This is a genomic window from Sporosarcina sp. GW1-11, from assembly GCF_033088395.1.
Taxonomy (GTDB): Bacteria; Bacillota; Bacilli; order Bacillales_A; family Planococcaceae; genus Sporosarcina.
Genome location: NZ_JAPMIW010000001.1, coordinates 1 through 19,281, shown reverse-complemented (window position 1 = coordinate 19,281; position 19,281 = coordinate 1). Strand labels below are relative to the sequence as shown.

At 40.2% G+C, this 19,281-nt stretch carries 16 protein-coding genes; all 16 read left to right on the top strand.

The genetic code is table 11. The features are described 5' to 3' along the window. The first annotated feature begins 110 nt into the window (after positions 1–110). The 16 genes from ORD22_RS00080 (at position 111) to recA (ending at position 18,570) form a co-directional block, all read left to right on the top strand. Entirely contained in the window at positions 111–1,778 is a 1,668-nt protein-coding gene (locus tag ORD22_RS00080; RefSeq protein WP_317643806.1) for a ribonuclease J, read from the top strand. Between the two features lie 77 nt (positions 1,779–1,855). Continuing rightward, a complete protein-coding gene (locus tag ORD22_RS00075; protein WP_317643805.1) occupies positions 1,856–4,234 on the top strand; it encodes a DNA translocase FtsK in 2,379 nt (792 codons plus the stop codon). Positions 4,235–4,366: 132 nt separating this feature from the next. After that, positions 4,367–5,092, top strand: coding sequence for a GntR family transcriptional regulator (locus ORD22_RS00070; RefSeq protein ID WP_317643804.1), 726 nt, complete (start codon positions 4,367–4,369; stop codon positions 5,090–5,092). Between the two features lie 53 nt (positions 5,093–5,145). Beyond that, the gene (locus ORD22_RS00065) at positions 5,146–6,234 is read left to right on the top strand and encodes a BMP family lipoprotein (RefSeq protein ID WP_317643803.1); all 1,089 of its coding nucleotides are present in this window, start codon (positions 5,146–5,148) and stop codon (positions 6,232–6,234) included. Between the two features lie 224 nt (positions 6,235–6,458). Further along, positions 6,459–8,027: an ABC transporter ATP-binding protein gene (locus ORD22_RS00060; RefSeq protein ID WP_317644177.1), complete on the top strand. Its 1,569-nt coding sequence runs from the start codon at positions 6,459–6,461 to the stop codon at positions 8,025–8,027. Beyond that, positions 8,017–9,066 carry an ABC transporter permease gene (locus tag ORD22_RS00055; RefSeq protein WP_317643802.1) on the top strand — a complete coding sequence of 350 codons (1,050 nt, stop codon included), beginning with the start codon at positions 8,017–8,019 and terminating at the stop codon, positions 9,064–9,066. Before ORD22_RS00060 ends, ORD22_RS00055 begins: the two co-directional genes overlap by 11 nt. 1 nt (position 9,067) lies before the next feature. Beyond that, complete coding sequence (locus tag ORD22_RS00050) at positions 9,068–10,021, top strand: ABC transporter permease (protein ID WP_317643801.1); 954 nt, start codon at positions 9,068–9,070, stop codon at positions 10,019–10,021. 315 nt (positions 10,022–10,336) lie between these two features. Next, on the top strand, positions 10,337–11,611 hold the full coding sequence (yfmF, locus tag ORD22_RS00045) for an EF-P 5-aminopentanol modification-associated protein YfmF (protein WP_317643800.1): 1,275 nt from the start codon (positions 10,337–10,339) through the stop codon (positions 11,609–11,611). Continuing rightward, the gene (yfmH, locus tag ORD22_RS00040; RefSeq protein WP_317643799.1) at positions 11,608–12,900 is read left to right on the top strand and encodes an EF-P 5-aminopentanol modification-associated protein YfmH; all 1,293 of its coding nucleotides are present in this window, start codon (positions 11,608–11,610) and stop codon (positions 12,898–12,900) included. Before yfmF ends, yfmH begins: the two co-directional genes overlap by 4 nt. Continuing rightward, positions 12,897–13,631 (top strand): elongation factor P 5-aminopentanone reductase, encoded by a 735-nt coding sequence (ymfI, locus tag ORD22_RS00035; protein WP_317643798.1) that lies wholly within the window; start codon positions 12,897–12,899, stop codon positions 13,629–13,631. Before yfmH ends, ymfI begins: the two co-directional genes overlap by 4 nt. Positions 13,632–13,758: 127 nt before the next feature. Further along, positions 13,759–14,553, top strand: coding sequence for a DUF3388 domain-containing protein (locus tag ORD22_RS00030; RefSeq protein ID WP_317643797.1), 795 nt, complete (start codon positions 13,759–13,761; stop codon positions 14,551–14,553). Between the two features lie 39 nt (positions 14,554–14,592). Beyond that, the gene (locus ORD22_RS00025; RefSeq protein ID WP_317643796.1) at positions 14,593–15,210 is read left to right on the top strand and encodes a helix-turn-helix domain-containing protein; all 618 of its coding nucleotides are present in this window, start codon (positions 14,593–14,595) and stop codon (positions 15,208–15,210) included. A 15-nt stretch (positions 15,211–15,225) separates the two neighbouring features. Then, positions 15,226–15,411 carry a RodZ domain-containing protein gene (locus ORD22_RS00020; RefSeq protein ID WP_317643795.1) on the top strand — a complete coding sequence of 62 codons (186 nt, stop codon included), beginning with the start codon at positions 15,226–15,228 and terminating at the stop codon, positions 15,409–15,411. Between the two features lie 79 nt (positions 15,412–15,490). Beyond that, positions 15,491–16,069 (top strand): CDP-diacylglycerol--glycerol-3-phosphate 3-phosphatidyltransferase, encoded by a 579-nt coding sequence (gene pgsA, locus ORD22_RS00015; RefSeq protein ID WP_317643794.1) that lies wholly within the window; start codon positions 15,491–15,493, stop codon positions 16,067–16,069. Positions 16,070–16,084: 15 nt separating this feature from the next. Further along, positions 16,085–17,341, top strand: a complete 1,257-nt coding sequence (locus ORD22_RS00010) for a competence/damage-inducible protein A (RefSeq protein ID WP_317643793.1) — start codon at positions 16,085–16,087, stop codon at positions 17,339–17,341. Between the two features lie 164 nt (positions 17,342–17,505). After that, the gene (gene recA, locus ORD22_RS00005) at positions 17,506–18,570 is read left to right on the top strand and encodes a recombinase RecA (protein WP_317643792.1); all 1,065 of its coding nucleotides are present in this window, start codon (positions 17,506–17,508) and stop codon (positions 18,568–18,570) included. Positions 18,571–19,281 lie beyond the last annotated feature (711 nt).

Here is a 19,281-nt window from a genome sequence, read left to right as displayed (position 1 = left end):
AGTGAAGCCGGATGAACAATCCGGCTTTTTTTGTTTGTACAGAGCACCTACTATCTCGTATAATGGGTTTTAGTCGTTGTGAACGGGAATAGAATATAGGAGGAAACAAATTGACTAAAATACAAAATGAACTAATAAGAGTAATTCCACTAGGTGGAGTTGGAGAAGTTGGTAAGGCGATGTACATCGTAGAAATTGATGATGAAATGTTCGTCATGGACTCGGGATTAATGTTCCCAGAAACTGAAATGCTAGGAATAGATTTCGTTATTCCAGATATGACTTATTTAGAAGAGAACAAAGATCGTATCAAAGGAATCTTCTTGACACATGGACACGAAGATGCAATCGGTTCAATTGCTTATTTACTACAAAAAGTACAAGCACCAGTTTACGGTACGAAATTGACACTTGCACTTGCAAAGGAACATTTGAAAAAGATGCCTGCTCCATCGAATGTCCGCTTCTTTGAAGTAACAAACCGTAGCCGCATGAACTTTAAGCGAACGCATGTGACATTCTTTAATACAACGCATAGTATTCCTGATTCATTAGGAATCGTTTTCCACACGAGTGAAGGTGCGATTGTTAATACGGGCGAGTTCAAATTTGACCAAGCTGCAAAAGGGAAATACCGTCCAGACATAGGTAAAATGGCTGCATTAGGTGAAGAAGGCGTCTTTATTTTGATGTCTGATTCTACTGAAGCAGAGCGCCCAGGTCACACAACGTCTGAATCGGTGATTGAGAAGCGTTTGTCTAAGACATTCCACGAAGCACAGGGAAGAATTTTAGTTGCGCTATATGCATCTAACTTTATTCGGATTCAGCAAGTGCTTGATCAAGCGGCAGCAAAACAGAAGAAAATAGCTGTTATCGGTAAGAGTTTGGAAAGTTATTTTGAAGTAGGTCTACGTCTAGGCTATTTGCAGGTAGAAGAAGATATCGTCATTTCAGTGAAAGATATGGATAAGTATGATGATCAAGATATTGTAATCATCATCACGGGTAACCAAGGGGAACCACTTGAAGCATTAGAAAAAATCGTACGCAAGCATCATAGAGAGATTAATATTAAAGATACAGATACCGTATTGATTACATTCACTCCGTCACCTGTAATGGAAATTTCTATGTTTCAGATGATGAATGAATTAGCGAAGGCAGGAGCAAAGGTGCTAACGTCTTCAAGAAATGTTCACGTCTCTAGTCACGGTTCACAAGAAGATTTGAAAATGATGTTGAATTTAATGCAACCAAAATATTTCATTCCGATTCAAGGCGAATATCGTATGCTGATTGCTCATTCGAAAGTTGCGCAAGAGGTTGGCATACCTAAAAACCGTATTTTCATCGCGGATAAAGGCGATATCGTTGAGTATAAGAATGATAAGCTGCGCATGAGTGGTAGAGTGCAAGCTGGTAACGTCTTAATTGACGGAATTGGTGTAGGCGATGTAGGTAATATCGTGCTACGCGATCGTAAATTATTGTCTCAAGATGGAATTTTCACAGTCGTTGTGACATTGAACAGAAAGCAAAAGAGAATTGCAGCGGGACCAGAAGTCGTGTCAAGAGGTTTCGTCTATGTTCGTGAATCGGAAGAGCTTTTCGAAGAAGCGACAAAGCTAATCCGTAAGATCGTAGAAAAGTATGTGAATAAAGAGACGTTTGAATGGACAAACATTAAACAAGAGATCCGTGAGACGTTAAGTTCTTATTTATATCAGCAAACGAAAAGACGCCCGATGATTATTCCAATCATCATGGAGTACTGATTAGACGCTTGCAATAAAAAAGGGATTTCCACGCCTTCATTGGCTGGAAATCTTTTTTTAAGAAAGGGTGTAAGCAGATGGCAGCGAAAAAAAGAGCGAAGAAGAAAGCACCAGCGAAAAAAAAACAACAGCAGAAAAAACAAAGTCCATTACAACCGCTCTGGTTTGAAATTATTGGTGTCGTATTAATAGGTTTAGCCATCATCATGATATTTGAATATGGTGTCATAGGTAGAGGATTAGCTTCTATTTCCCGATTTCTCCTAGGCAACTGGCATGTTGCATTACCGTTTATCATTATCGTACAAGCTTTAGTGTTCATGATTAAACGACAAGTAGGCGGTTATAAGCATCGTATCGTACTCGGTTGCTTATTCGTTTTGAGTAGTTTGTTGTTATTCAGTCATGTGCATCTATTTCAGACGCTTTATGAAAGCAAAGTCCTAATGTCAAACTCAGCATTAAAAGAGACTTGGAAAGTTCTTGTGACGAGTGGAGGTATGTTTGAACAAACGGGAACGCTTGGCGGCGGTATGATCGGAGCGGTATTGTTCGCGATGTTTTATTCGTTGGTCGATTCGTCAGGTGCGACAGTGGCGGGTATTTTGTTATTGCTGATTGGTATTATTTTATTGACTGGCAAAGCGTTGATTCCATATTTAGCGGAGCAAACGCCAGTAGTGATAGAGAGTATGAAGAAAAAGTGGTCGGCACGAGAAAAGAAGCCGGTGAAGTCGCCAGAAGAACGACGCAAAGCGTTATCACGCACTGCTCGTAAGCAGAAGCCTAAGGAAGAGAAGGTACTTGTAGAACCTGTAGTCGAGACGCAGGAGTCAATGAGTGAACCTATCATTTCAAGTTTCACATCGAAAATTGAACAGTCCTCTCCGGAAACTTGGACAGATGCAGAACAACTAAGCATTTTTCCAGATGAAGTGAATTCGAAAGTCCAACCGAAAACAAAAGCAAATGAAGAAGCAGATGTAGATGGTGCATCTGATTATCCAGTCATGGCTGGGGAGCAAGAAAACGAAGCCTATATCCTTCCGCCAACTAGTTTACTAGAACCCCCTGTTGCCAGTGATCAATCAGGTGAGTATGACTTGATTCAAGCGAATGCTAAGAAATTGGAACAAACTTTTCTAAGCTTCGGTGTGAAAGCACGCGTAACACAAGTCCACTTAGGACCTGCTGTTACGAAGTATGAAATTCTTCCAGATACAGGTGTAAAGGTGAGCCGAATCGTCAGCTTGTCAGATGATATTGCGCTCGCTTTAGCCGCGAGTGGTATTCGGATTGAAGCACCGATCCCTGGCAAGTCCGCTGTCGGAATCGAAGTGCCAAATAATGCAGTTGCGATGGTTAGTTTACGTGAAGTTCTAGAATCCAAAGAAAATAATCGCGCGCAGTCTAAGTTGCTCGTCTGTCTAGGGCGTGATGTGACGGGACAAGCGATGTTAACAGAACTCAATAAAATGCCACACGTTTTAATAGCAGGAGCTACGGGTAGTGGTAAAAGTGTCTGTGTAAACGGCATTATCATGAGTATCATTATGCGTGCGAAACCGCATGAAGTGAAAATGATGATGATTGATCCGAAAATGGTTGAATTAAATGTATTCAATGGTATACCGCACTTATTGGCACCAGTTGTTACGGATCCTAGAAAAGCGGCACAAGCATTGCAACGAGTAGTTTCTGAGATGGAACGTCGATATGAATTATTTTCTCATACAGGTACTCGGAATATTGAAGGCTATAATAACCACATTGAACAGTGGAATGAAGACAATGATGAAAAGCATCCACGAATGCCATATATCGTAGTCATTGTAGATGAGTTAGCAGACTTAATGATGGTTGCTTCTAGTGATGTGGAAGATTCCATAACACGTTTGGCACAAATGGCGAGAGCCGCAGGGATTCACTTGATTATTGCTACGCAGCGACCAAGTGTAGATGTCATCACAGGGATTATTAAAGCAAATATACCTTCAAGAATTGCGTTCGCTGTATCATCTGCTATTGATTCACGCACGATTTTGGATAGTGGCGGAGCGGAGAAGTTACTAGGACGCGGGGATATGCTATTCCTTCCTGCAGGCGCATCGAAGCCAACACGCGTTCAAGGTGCCTTCGTTTCGGATGAAGAAGTAGAAGCAGTTGTTGATTTCATTATTGAACAACAAAAAGCGCAGTATCAAGAAGAAATGATTCCAACAGAAGTAGAAAATGTGCCTTTACACGAAGAAACAGATGATCTATATGACGAAGTAGTGCAAATGGTAGTTGAAATGCAGACAGCTTCAGTATCGATGATTCAACGACGTTTCCGAGTGGGTTACGCAAGAGCTGCACGTATTGTCGATCAACTAGAAGCACGTGGTGTTGTCGGCCCTCCTGAAGGAAGTAAGCCAAGACAAGTGATGATCGGTAAGTCCGATCTCGATTCTTAATTAATAGTAATTAAAATCGACCGAACTTTACAATTTTATTTGTACGTCAACTTGATATTTATTTCTTCAAAAGAAGGTGATATAGTGAAGCTATAAGTGATCAGAGGTCTGACGTCTTGGAGGGATGGTAAAATGTTTGTGAAGAAAGATCCACGGCTTTTGTATGTTCAAGTGATTGAACGGCTAAAGCAAGATATAGAATCTGGACAATTTCAACAACATGAACGTCTTCCATCTGAGGCAAAGCTATCACAGATGCTAGGAGTAAGCCGAGCGACATTGCGCGAAGCGCTACGTGTATTGGAAGAGGAGAAAGTAATCTTCAGAAAACATGGAGTCGGTACATTTGTCAGTTCGCAGCCTATCGTTCGTTCGGGAATTGAGCAGCTTTCAAGTATTACTACAATGATCCGCCAAGCAAATATGGAGCCTGGCACAATCGTTCAAGGAATATCTCTCATTCCAATTCCCAAAGAGTTAGCCGCGCGCTTTAAAACAGAAGAAAAGATGATTATCCAAATCAAGCGAATTCGAACAGCAAATGGTGAACCAGTTGTCTATTGTATAGACCATTTGCTTCAAAAATACTTACCAGAAGGATTGGAAAGTGAGTTACACACTTCATTATTTGACCTAATCGAGAAATCTGGATTGATACAAATTGGACAAGCAGTGGCTGAAATAGAGCCTATTAGTCATCATCCTGAAGCGTTTAAAGCATTATCGTGTGATTCAACGCAAGCATTGTTAGCGCTCTTTCAAGAGCATTTTAGCGAAGAAGGGAAAATGATCTTGTATTCAGAAAATTTCTTTCGTGCTGATAAGTTTAGGTTCCAAGTTGTAAGGAAACGGGTATAAGACGTATAGCGTCATGATTTCATACCAAGACTAACATAAAGGAGGTCATTTAAATGACGAAAAGAAAATTTGGTTTAGCAATGTCTATAGTGCTTGCTGCAGGTACAATGTTGGCAGCATGTGGTTCTACTGATAAGGGCAAGGATAATGCTGCAGACAAGCCGGCAGCGGGAAAAGACGGAGAAAAAAGTGAATTCTCAATTGCCATGGTAACTGACGTTGGTGGAATAGACGATAAATCTTTCAACCAATCAGCATGGAAAGGCGTTAAAGAATTCGGTGAAGAACAAGGATGGGAAAAAGGAACTGGCGGTTATGAATACCTACAGTCAACTGGCCCAGCTGATTACACTACGAACTTGAATAACTTAGCTCGTCGTGATTTTAAACTGATCTATGGTGTAGGTTTCTTAATGGAAGATGCAATTAGTGATATCGCAGCACAGCAGAAAGATACAGGATTCGCAATTATTGATGGTGTAGTAGATGCGCCAAATGTAACTAGCATCTTGTTCAAGGAGCAAGAAGGTGGATACCTTGCAGGTGTTGCAGCTGGGTTGATGACGAAATCAAACAAAATTGGATTTATCGGTGGTATGGATAATCCCGTAATCGAGCGTTTTGAAGCTGGATTCATTGAAGGTATTAAAGCGGTTAATCCAGAAGTCAAAGTAGATAGTAAATATGTAGGTGCATTTGACAAAGCCGAACTTGGAAAAGCTGAAGCAGGCCGTATGTATTCTTCAGGCGTAGATATCATTTTCCACGCAGCTGGTGGTACAGGTAACGGTGTATTCTCTGAAGCAAAAGAACGTAAACAAGCAGATAAAGATGCATACGTATGGGTAATTGGAGTTGACTCCGACCAGTATGAAGAAGGTAAAGTTGGCGATGCAAACGTTACACTTACTTCTATGTTGAAGCGTGTAGATGTTGCAGTTAAGGATGTCTCTGCATTAGCTATGGATGGCGAATTAGTTGGTGGCGAGACAAAAGTATATGGTCTGAAAGATGAAGGTATATCTCTTGCTGATTCACGTGGTGCAATTCCGCAAGATGTGCTAGATCAAATTGACGACTTCGCACAAAAAATTGCGAATGGCGAAATTGAAGTGCCAGAGTTCGTTGAAAAGAAAAAGTAATGATGAAATAAGATAAAGGCCGGCGTATAAACCGGTCTTTATTTCATTAAAATTTGTAAACTAAAGGTTCCCTGACGCATGTTCTGGAACTTTTATTTTATTAATTTTAGTACTTAATGATAAATGGGGTCATACCATGTGAGCGTTCGTAGAAAGTGGCGAAGCTTACAAAATATTCTCGCTAGATTCTTTTGAAATCTATTACTGGCAAGGAAGTGATTGAATTGGAATATGTAATTGAAATGTTGGATGTCTCGAAAAAATTCGGAACCTTCTATGCGAATGATCATATTACATTGCAACTTGAAAAAGGGGAAATTCATGCATTGTTAGGTGAAAATGGTGCTGGGAAGTCGACATTGATGAACGTGTTATTCGGCTTGTACCAGCCAGACGGTGGTGAAATTCGTGTTAATGGAGAAAAAGTGGCGATTACGAATCCGAACATAGCAAATGATTTAGGGATCGGGATGGTTCACCAACATTTTATGTTAGTCGAAAACTTAACCGTGACAGAAAACATTATCTTAGGTAGTGAGCCCACGAAATCGGGCATGATTAATATTAAGGACTCTGCTAAGAAAGTAGCGGAGATTTCAAAAATGTATGGTTTGGATGTCGATCCTTATGCAAAAGTTGAAGATATTTCGGTCGGTATGCAACAACGTGTTGAAATACTTAAAACACTCTATCGTGGTGCAGACATTTTAATATTTGATGAGCCGACAGCTTCACTAACTCCACAGGAAATTGAAGAGTTGATGAATATAATGCGTAAGCTAGTTGCGGAAGGAAAGTCTATCATTTTAATCACTCATAAACTACAGGAGATTATGAGTGTGTCTGACAAAGTTACAGTTATTCGTAAAGGGAAGGGAATTGGAACCGTCATTACAAAAGAAACCAATCCCGAAGAACTTGCGACACTAATGGTTGGACGTCAAGTAACATTTAAAACTGAAAAAGGTCCTTCCCATCCAACAGAAGAAGTGTTGAAAATTGAAAATCTTGTTGTCAATGATTATCGTGGGGTAGCTAAGTTAAAAGAGTTAAACCTTTCTGTGCGTCGTGGAGAAATCGTTGGGATTGCAGGAATTGATGGTAACGGGCAATCTGAGTTAATCGAAGCAATCACGGGACTAACAAAAGTGAAAAGTGGAAAAATCTATATTAACTCAGTAGACGTTACGAATAAAAAGCCTAGAAAAATTACCGAAGCTGGCCTTGGGCATATACCACAAGACCGTCATAAACATGGAATCGTATTAGACTTCACTGTTGGATACAATGCGGCGCTACAATCGTATTATCATGAGCCATATTCTAAAGGTGGAATCATGAATTATAAAGTAGTGAATGACAAAGCTACTGAGTTAATTAAAGAATTCGACGTACGTACGCAAGGAGTACATGAATTGGCTAGAGCTTTATCTGGAGGTAATCAGCAGAAATTGATTATCGGACGTGAAGTTCTGCGGAATCCTGATTTACTGATTGCCGCTTTGCCAACTCGAGGATTGGATGTTGGTGCGATTGAATTTATTCATAAACGCTTAATCGAACAGCGTGACAGTGGAAAAGCAGTTCTACTTATTACCTTTGAGCTCGACGAAGTAATGAACGTATCGGATCGTATAGCTGTTATTTATGATGGAGCGATTGTCGGGACAGTTGTACCACAAGAAACAACGGAGCAGGCACTCGGTTTAATGATGGCCGGTCATTCAAAGCGTGAAGTTGATAAAGAGATGGTAGATACGGGGAAAGATGGTGATGAACATCATGTCGAATAAAATGATAAACATCCTCGTGCCCGTTATTTCTATTATTTTAGGGCTGCTTGTAGGCGCGGTTGTCATGCTGATTAGTGGCTATGATCCGGTGGCAGGATATACCGCGCTTTGGAATGGTATATTCGGTGATTCGTATGTAATAGGAGAAACGATTCGTCAAATCAGTCCATATATTTTAGCCGGTCTAGCGGTTGCGTTCGCATTTCGCACAGGACTCTTTAATATTGGGGTAGAAGGACAATTGATCGTTGGTTGGTTTGCAGCTGCTTATGTAGGTATGGCGTTTGAACTTCCTAAAATCATTCACTTACCACTTGCATTAATAGCAGCTGCGGTAGCAGGTGCTTTGTGGGGACTTATTCCGGGTATTTTAAAAGCAAAATTACATGTGCATGAAGTTATTGTGACAATCATGATGAACTATATTGCTTTTCATGTGGTCAACGCACTGATTAAGACGATCTCGGGTGGCGGATTCAAGTTGGACCGTATCCAGCCAACAGCATCTTTGAGATCTGACTTTTTATCCAATTTGACTGACTTCTCCACATTGCATTATGGAATATTCGTTGCGTTAGCGATGGTAGTCGTCATGTGGTTTATTTTAGAGAAAACAAAGTCTGGATTTGAATTAAAGTCTGTTGGTTTTAACCAAAATGCTTCGCAATACGCTGGAATGAGTGTAAATAAAAATATTGTGATGGCAATGGTTATTTCTGGTGCGTTTGCTGGTCTTGGCGGTGCAATGGAGGCATTAGGTACATTTGGTACTATTTCTTTAATGGGTGGCTTTACGGGTATTGGTTTTGATGGAATCGCTGTAGCGTTATTAGGTGCCAATACACCACTCGGCGTTGTTTTCGGTGCTACATTATTTGGTTCTTTAAAATACGGAGCAAACAATATGCCAAACGCTGCAGGAATTCCAATAGAAATTGTATCAATCATCATCGCATTAGTGATTTTCTTCGTAGCTTGCGGATACATCATCCGTATAGGACTTGTACGTTTACGTAAGAATAAGAAGGAGGCGAAGTAAGTTGTTAGATATTTTATATTTCATCATTCCTATAACGATTGCTTCCGCTGCCCCTCTTATTTTTACAGCAATTGGTGGTGTGTTTTCTGAACGATCCGGTGTTATTAACATTGGTTTGGAAGGTCTTATGATTATGGGAGCGTTCATCGGTATTCTTTTCAATCTGTTTTTTGCAGATGTATTAGGTGCATGGACGCCTTGGGTTTCGTTACTAGTGGCGATGCTTGTATCCGCGTTGTTCGCTACATTACATGCGGTCGCGTCGATTTCATTCCGAGCGGACCAAGTAGTTTCTGGTGTTGCAATCAACATGTTAGGTTTAGCGATTGCATTATTCTCTGTAAAGATGATTTTTGGTAAAGGACAGACAGATTTCATTCAGCAGAAGATTCCACGTTTCAATATTCCATATTTGGAGGACATTCCAATTATAGGGCCAATGTTTTTTAAACTAGTGTACGGCTCTTCGATTATCGCTATTGCAGTAGCGTTTATTGCGTGGTTCGTTATTTATAAGACGCCATTCGGCTTGCGTTTACGTTCAGTTGGTGAACATCCAATGGCTGCAGATACAATGGGAATTAAAGTTACGAAAATTCGTTATATCGCTGTTATTATTTCTGGTGGACTTGCTGGAATCGGTGGTGCAGTCTATTCGCAGACAATCACGAATGACTTCGGACATGCGACGATTAATGGTCAAGGGTTTATGGCTCTTGCTGCGATGATTTTCGGTAAATGGCATCCTATAGGTGCAATGGGCGCTGCGTTATTCTTCGGATTCGCACAAGCCTTAGCTATTAGTTCATCAAGTATTAAGTTCTTAGCAGATATACCGTCAGTTTATTTCCACATCTTCCCGTACGTCTTGACGATTTTAGCTTTGGCTGGATTCCTTGGAAAAGCGAATGCACCAAAAGCGATCGGAAAGCCTTACATCAAAGGAAATCGATAAGTAACTTAGAAAGCTATCTGAATTGTATTCAGGTAGCTTTCAGACTGTGTACATGGATAATATGAGGAGCAACAGTGTTAAGGTTGGCTTACCTCAGGCCCTTAAGACACGCGTCCGTCCAAAACAAAACGCAGCGAAACGATATACTTATACTATCCTTATTACATCGTCTACAATCGTAATACTATTAGCAAATTAATCAAGTTGCAGATAACGACGATCTTTAGCACTAGTGCCATTTATTTTCTATTTCAGTGAGTAAAATGTATAGTAAGAGTAGGATTACATATAATAAGGTAAACGAGAGGTGTTTGTATGTTCAACAAAACAAAATTGCAAAAAGGCGTTCATTTGTATATACGCAAGACTGAACAATTTAAGACAGTAAATGTAACGATTAAGTGGAAAGCGCCACTTGAGCAGAAGGCTGCTTCAGAGCGTACAGTGCTTGCGAATGTACTGGAAGATTCGAACGCTAAGTATCGAACGCAAAGTGAAATGCGTAAAGCGTTAGATGAGTTATACGGCACGGTTTTGTATACAGACGTCTCCAAACGTAGCGCAGAGCATACAGTTTCGTTATTTGCGGAATGTGTCAATGATGAGTACTTTGAAGGAGAAGATATTTTTAAACAGCTGTGGCAATTGATTCAAGCAGTTGTCTTCGAACCGAACGTGAAAGACGGTGCGTTTGATCAGGCCGTTACGGACAGAGAAAAACGAAATGTGCGTGATCGGATTCGTTCAATTTATGATGATAAGACAAGGTTTGCCCAAAAACGTATGCTAGAAATTATGAGACCTGATCAACCTGCATCCGTTTCTGCTTATGGTACAGAGGAAGCTGTATCGTCTATTACGAAAGAAAGCTTATATCAAACATATGAACAGATGATTACCAATGATTTAATCGATATTTACGTTGTAGGCGACATAGATGAATCAGAAATCATCGAACAAATTAAAAAGTACTTACCATTTGCAGCTCGTGATGTTCAAAAGTTATCAGCAAAAACAGATACATATTCTGTCGAATCAGTAAAAACAGTTAGGGAACAGCAGGATATGAAGCAAGGAAAATTGCATTTAGGATTTACAACACCTGTAACGTTCAATCATCCCGATTACAATAAAATGCAAATCACGAACGGGATTTTCGGTGGCTTTGCGCATAGTAAATTGTTTATGAACGTGCGTGAAAAAGAAAGTATGGCCTATTATGCAAATAGTGCATTTGCTTCTCATTATGGCATTGTTTATGTTACAGCAGGAATTGATGCAGATTTAGAAGAAAAAGCTGTTCAATTAATCGGTGAACAACTAACTGCTTTGCAACAAGGTGACATTACAGAAATAGAGTTGAATCAAACAGTGGCGTTGCTAGAAAATAGTATCCGTAGCGCCAATGATTCCGCGCGCAGTCAAATCGAAATTTATGATCAATACAAAGAATTAGATGAACACTTTACTGCAGAAAAGTTAATCGAGAAATGGCAATCCGTTACACTAGAAGATGTGAAGGAAATGGCTAATACAATACAGCTAGAAGTCGTTTATCTATTATCTGGCAAGGAGGGGACTTCCAAATGAAAGAAGTAATTTTCGATCAACTTCAAGAAAAAATTTATACAGAAACATTAGATAATGGTCTGAAAGTCGTCATTTTGCCAAAACGTGGCTATTCTAAAACATTTGTTACATTCACTACGAAATATGGCTCAATCGATAGGACGTTCAAACCGCATGGTAAAGACGAATTCATTACAGTCCCTGATGGTATAGCGCATTTCTTAGAACATAAGATGTTTGAAAAAGAAGATGGTGATGTGTTTCAGAAGTTTAGCCTTAACGGTGCTTCTGCGAACGCCTACACGACATTCGGTAGAACAGCTTATCTCTTCTCTGCTACTAATAAAGTGATGGAAAATACAAAAGTATTGCTCGATTTTGTTCAGCAACCGTATTTTACAGAGCAAACTGTGGATAAAGAAAAAGGGATTATTGCCCAGGAAATTACGATGTATGATGACCAGCCGGATTGGCGGTTATATTTTGGTACGATAGAAAATTTATACAAAGAGCATCCAGTAAAAATTGACATCGCAGGTACGGTTGAGTCGATTCAAGACATTACAGCTGAGCATTTGTATACTTGCTATGAAACGTTCTATCACCCATCCAATATGCTATTGTTCGTAGTCGGTGCTGTGAATCCTGAAGAAATGATGGCGTTTATTAAAGAAGATCAAGCACAGAAGTCATTTGATCAGCCAGAACCGATTAAACGTCAATTTCCTTCAGAAATAAAAGCTGCTGACATACCAGAGCGTGTCTTAACTATGGATGTTTCGAAACCAAAATTAAATATTGGTATGAAGTGCACTGCAGCAAATCAGCAAGGGCAAGAAATGCTTGAGACTGAACTTTCCGCTAATTTAGTGCTCGATCATTTATTTGGCCGTACTTCTTCCTTTTATGAAAAAGCCAATAGAGAAGGTTTAGTAGATGAATCGTTTTCCTATGAATTTTCAATGGAAGACGGCTATGGCTTTGCGATGGTCGGATCAGATACCGATGAACCAGATAAATTAGAAGCGTTGATTCGTCAAACGATCAAAGAAGCAAAAGAAAACTGGCCTGTGAAAGATGAAGATTTAGAAAGAATGCGTAAAAAGAAAATCGGACAATTTATGCGTTCATTAAACTCCATCGAATTTATCGCCAATCAATATACACGTTACGAATTTAATGAAATGAATTTGTTTGACGTTGTACCGACGTTAGAAAAATTATCAATGGATAAATTACGAGCGGCATTTGCAACGTTTTCCGATGATAGTAGCTACACGATCTTTAAAGTACTACCACCAGTAGCATGATCAATTCACGTTTTGCTCTTGTTTTAGGTGCATCTGGTGGAATAGGTGAAGTCATTTCTAAACAACTCGCAGAAGCTGGATGGTCACTGTATTTGCATTATAATTCAAATAGTCATCAGCTAGCTTTATTGCAGAGTGAGCTTGCAACACAGTATCCAAATCAGGAATTTCGCAGTGTACAGGCAGACTTTAGAGCGGAGCATGCCGCGGATGATTTAGCTTCAAAGGTACAGGGAGTACAAGCGATTGTTGTAGCGAATGGTCAAGCCGTTGTGAAGTTATTGTCTGAAACGACTGCTGTAGAAATGGCGGAGTTATGGAAAGTTCATGTGCAAAATCCTGCGCGACTCATTGCGTTACTATCAGCTAAACTGCGTAAGAATAACGTATCGTATGTATTATTTATTGGTTCAATTTGGGGAAGTGCTGGTGCGGCTGGGGAAGTTATGTATTCTGCAGTAAAGGGAGCGCAGCATGCGTTCGTTAAAGCGTATGCTAAAGAGGCTGCTTACTCGGGCGTTCGAGTCAATGCGATTGCGCCCGGCTGGATTGACACTCGAATGAATCAGGAATTTTCTTTAGAGGAACGACAGATGGTCATGGATCAAATCCCTCTTCTATCTGTCGGTACACCGCAAGAAATAGCGAATATGGCCGAATTTATGCTTAGTGGTAAAGCGGATTATATGACTGGTGAAATCATTCAGATTAATGGTGGCTGGTATATGTGAAGCCTCAGGAAAAGGACAGTTCGTTAAGTCCTTTTCTTTTTTTCTTTTATTCACTCTAGCTATCCGCTATTATAGAACTACATGCAGACGGATATCCTGTAAAAAATTACGTAGGAGAGTGTGTCGAATGGGAGAATGGTATGTCGAATATGAGATAGAAGTAAATCGTCCTGGATTGCTGGGAGATATTGCTTCCTTACTCGGTATGTTACGAGTGGATATTGTGACCATTAATGGGGTAGACGGCAGATATCGTGGTATGCTTGTCCAAACAGATCATGATCAACAAATAAAGCGTTTTGAACTTATTGCATCTACTATGGATACGATTGTCATTCATAAAATTAGAGAACCAAAATTGCGTGACGTTTTGGCGGTTCGTCATGGACATTATATCCAACGAGGGACGGATGATCGAAGAACGTTTCAATTTATTCGAAGCGAACTTGGTATTTTAGTAGACTTTTTAGCAGAAGTATTCAAACAAGATGGCCATAAACTAATTGGTGTACGCGGTATGCCACGTGTAGGGAAAACAGAATCAGTCGTCGCAGCTAGTGTTTGCGCTAATAAAAAGTGGGTATTCTTATCTTCAACAATGATTAAACAGACAGTCAGAACGAGTATGATGGGGGATGAGTTCTCTAATGATAATATCTTTATCTTAGATGGCATTGTCACACGTAAATCTTCTGATGAGCGACATATGCAATTAGTTCGTGAAATAATGAGTATGCCAACGATTAAAGTCGTGGAGCATCCCGATATGTTCGTCAAACATTCGGAGTATACGATAGACGACTTCGATATTATTGTTGAATTACGAACAGAGATAGATCAGGAAATCACATATGATATTTTGGAGAAAAATGATCAAATGTCTACTCGCAATCAAATGGGCGGATTTGGCATGTTTAATTGATGGACAAGTAGCAATTGCTGAATGAGGTAGGTGAAAAAATTGACTAGTTTAGGTATGCGTTTAAAAGAAGCGAGAATCGCAAAAGGTTTAACGTTAGATGATTTGCAATATGAAACGAAGATTCAGAAGCGTTTTTTAGCAGGCATTGAAGATGAGAATTTTTCGATGATGCCTGGAGCGTTTTATGTCCGTGTATTTATCAAACAATATTCAGAAGCGGTTGGTTTAGATTCGGAAGAAATGCTCGCTTTATATCAAGAGGAGCATGGAGATATCATCCAAGAAGAACGGCAGAAAGCAGTTCCTCCTGTTCTTCAACGTAGCACTGCAGGACTACAACGCAATGCGAGATTACAAGAAATGTTGCCCAAAGTTATTGTTGCCTTATTTATAGTAATCATTTTGGCGATTATTTACATTTTATTACGAGATAAAGCTACGGAGACAGGATTGGAAAGTGATCCGCTAAATTCTGGCGATACAGTGATTGAACAACCGGCAGAACAACCAACAACGGATTCAAATAAAGAAGTAGTTCAAAAATTGGAACATGCATCTACGTCTGGAGAGACTACTACTTATACACTTAAACATGCTGAAAAAGTGAATTTAGTTATTAAAACTTCAGGTGATTCATGGATTTCGGTAACCGATTAGCAAGGAGTAGAAAGAATGCCTGCACCAGGAGGTAGGGTGTTGAAAGCTGGAGAAATCGTTGAAATTGACACATCGGATGCAGAGAGAGTTCGAATTCGTGTCGGTCGACCAAATGTAACGGAACTTACGATAAATGGAAAGCGTATTGATTATCCGACGGACCTCGTTCCGCAAAATATTATTATTGCACAGAAACCGTAGAATAATAGTCATCTCTAGGGATGACTATTTTGTTATGAAGAAGGATAGACTATTGAAAAGCTAGGAAGGTGGAAATTTTATGAATTTACCTAATAAAATTACGCTTTCAAGAGTAATGATGATACCATTTTTCATCGTATTCTTGGCAGTGGATTTTGGCTGGGGCATGATAGCGATCGGCGGAGTAGAGATGCCGGTTGAACATTTAGTAGGTGCCATTATATTTATCATCGCATCAACGACAGATTGGCTTGATGGATATTTAGCAAGAAAGAATAATTTAGTGACGAATATGGGGAAGTTTTTAGACCCGTTAGCTGATAAGTTATTAGTCTCTGCTGCGTTCATTTTATTAGTAGAGATGGGAAACGCACCTGCCTGGGTAGTGATCATTATTATTAGCAGAGAGTTTGCTGTAACTGGACTTCGTTTAATCTTAGCGGGTGGTGGTGAAGTAGTTGCTGCCAATCAACTCGGTAAAATAAAAACCGTCGCACAATTATTAGCTATTTCATTCCTTTTGTTACACAATATTTTCTTTGAAGCAATTGGAATTCCGTTCGGCACAATTATGCTCTATATCGCGTTAGTATTTACTATTTGGTCAGGTGTCGACTATTTCATGAAGAATCGAAAAGTGTTAATAGAGTCCATGTGAGGAGTGTTTGCATTCATGAGAGCAGAAGTCATTGCGGTAGGGTCAGAATTATTATTAGGTCAAATTACAAATACGAATGCGAAATTCATCTCCGGTAGATTAGCGGATGTTGGAATTGACGTGTACTACCATACTGTAGTGGGTGACAATCCCGAACGACTGGCACAAACGATTCAGCTAGCACAGCAACGCGCAGATATTCTCATATTTAGCGGTGGACTTGGGCCGACAAAAGATGATCTGACGAAACAAACAATCGCAAAAGAACTAGGACGAGAGTTAGTATCAGATCCCGAAGCGATGGAAACCATTCAACAGTATTTTAAACATGTAGGAAAAGTTATGACTGAAAATAATAAACAACAAGCACTTGTGCTAGAAGGTGCAACTGTATTGCCTAACAGACACGGTATGGCGCCTGGTATAGCGATTGGCAAAGAGGATAAACAGTATATTCTACTCCCAGGACCGCCTAGCGAACTTGAGCCAATGTTTGAAAATGAAGCGATTCCTTACTTATTAAGTGTCTATGGTAGACAAGATATCATTGTATCTAAAGTATTAAAGCTTCAAGGCATCGGGGAATCGGAGTTAGAAGTTAGAATTCAGTCTATATTGGAAAACCAAACAAACCCGACAATTGCGCCTCTAGCTTCTCCGGGCATGGTGAAGCTACGGATTACTGCGAAGGCAAAGTCTGAAGAAGAAGCGGAAAAACTCATTCTTCCCGTGGAGCAACAAATTCGTGCTATTGTAGGTGATTTTATTTACGGAGTGGATGATGATACATTATCATCCAAAGCAACGGAATTATTACTGCAAAATGATTGGTCAATTTCTGCAGCAGAAAGCTTAACTTCTGGAATGTTCATGGCTGAACTTGGATCGGAATCTGGTATCGGTAATGCGCTTAAAGGTGGGGTCGTAGTTTACAATGCACAAGCGAAGGTTGAGCAACTGAATATTTCCCCTTCCTTACTCGATTTCCATGGCATTGTTAGTGCAGAATGTGCAGAAGCGTTAGCAGAAAATGTGCAACGGAAATTTGATACAACATTTGGTGTCGGTTTGACCGGTGCTGCTGGACCTGAGCCGCACGATGGACAGCCACCTGGAACAGTATGGATTGGTATAGCAGCTGAGGGGTTAGAAACAGTTTCTTATAAACTTCAACTATCTGGTACCCGCAATTCTAATCGTAAGCGCTCTGTACAATTCGCATTGCATTACTTGATTCAGAAAATGAAAGAGAAAAAAGAAGTGAAGTATTGAATTTTACCCTCGAAATCGACTATGAAAATGAATTCTTCTTCGATTATCGGACACTTTTTCATTTTCTATCTATTTAAAAACGAATACCCGTTCGTTTATTTCTTGTGTAATACAATAAGAAAAGGTACAATAGAAATAGAAAAAGAGTTGAGGAGGAATTTTAATTGAGCAACCGAAAAGCGGCACTAGATATGGCATTAAAACAAATAGAAAAGCAATTTGGTAAAGGATCTGTTATGAAACTTGGGGAGAAAACAGATCTACAAATCGCTACATCTTCATCAGGTTCTCTAGCATTGGATTCAGCGCTTGGTATCGGTGGCTATCCGCGCGGCCGAGTAATCGAAGTATACGGTCCTGAGAGTTCTGGTAAAACGACAGTAGCTTTACATGCAATTGCTGAAGTTCAAGCAAATGGTGGAACGGCAGCATTTATCGATGCGGAGCACGCGCTTGATCCTGTCTATGCACAAAAGCTTGGCGTAAATATCGATGAGCTATTGCTATCACAGCCTGACACGGGAGAGCAAGCCTTAGAAATTGCGGAAGCACTCGTACGAAGTGGCGCAGTAGACATCATTGTAGTCGACTCAGTAGCTGCATTAGTACCAAAAGCAGAGATTGAAGGGGAAATGGGAGACGCACATGTTGGTTTACAAGCACGTTTAATGTCCCAAGCGCTACGAAAACTTTCGGGTGCGATTAATAAGTCTAATACCATTGCAGTCTTCATCAACCAAATTCGTGAAAAAGTTGGAGTGATGTTCGGTAATCCTGAAGTTACACCGGGGGGAAGAGCATTGAAGTTTTATTCTTCTGTCCGCCTTGAAGTGCGTCGTGGAGAAGCAATAAAGCAAGGAAACGACATTATGGGGAATAAAACTAGAATTCGTGTAGTGAAAAACAAAGTAGCTCCACCTTTCAGAACAGCTGAAGTCGATATTATGTACGGAGAAGGAATTTCAAAAGAAGGAGAAATTCTTGATCTAGGTTCAGAATTAGAAGTTGTGCAAAAGAGTGGTGCTTGGTACTCTTACGAAGGTGAGCGTTTAGGACAAGGTCGTGAAAACGCAAAGCAGTTCCTTAAGGAAAACAAAAATATGCGTAATGAAATAGCGGCTAAGATTCGTGAATCATATGGTATGGATGATAATACGAACTACGTGATTGGTGCCCATGATGACGAAGATGAGTTAGAAGAATTGCTATTAATTCCTGACGAAAAATAATTCTTTAAATCTAGGCTTGTCCAGAAAGTCGTAACTTACGACTTTCCGTGACAGCCTTTTTGTGCATTGGTACAATACTGAAACTAGAGTGTGTAGAGTCGTTGCTCGACCTTTTTACGTTACTGAAGTTCGTAAAGATCAGCTTTCTGTCGCCGCTTCGGCACGTGAGAGGCCGACCCCGCAGTTGTGCCTACGCTTTTTGGGTACAAGATAGTTATAGTAGGCTCTGGTACAGGGGAAAAACAGTTTGTGTTGGATCGTTGCGCGACCTTTTTTCAGTACTGAAGTTCGTAAAGGTAGCATTCTATCAACGCTTCGGCACGTGGGGAATTGCCTCCCACAAAGAGCCGGCTAGCGAAAGTTCACACTAGTCGTCTCTTTGCTTCGGCCGACCCCGCAGTTGTGCCTTCGCTTTTGAGTACAGTGTAATTTTGTAGTCTTGGGAACTTAGCGAATTTCACTTTTCGCCTTCAATGTACAAGGCTAACTAATAACTACACAAAAAACGAAGGCGCCTTAAAAGCGGTAGGCGGAGCGATGAGACAGAAAGGTGCACTTTCCTTTCTGGCTTATTGCGGGAGCCATCCGCCAGCGCCGAAGTGGGTTCAGTGACGAATTACATTTCTACATACAGAAGCGTATTGATGTGTCTTGAACTTACTACTAGTTAGTAATATGTCGTTGCTCGACTTTCTTAGGATACTGAAATTA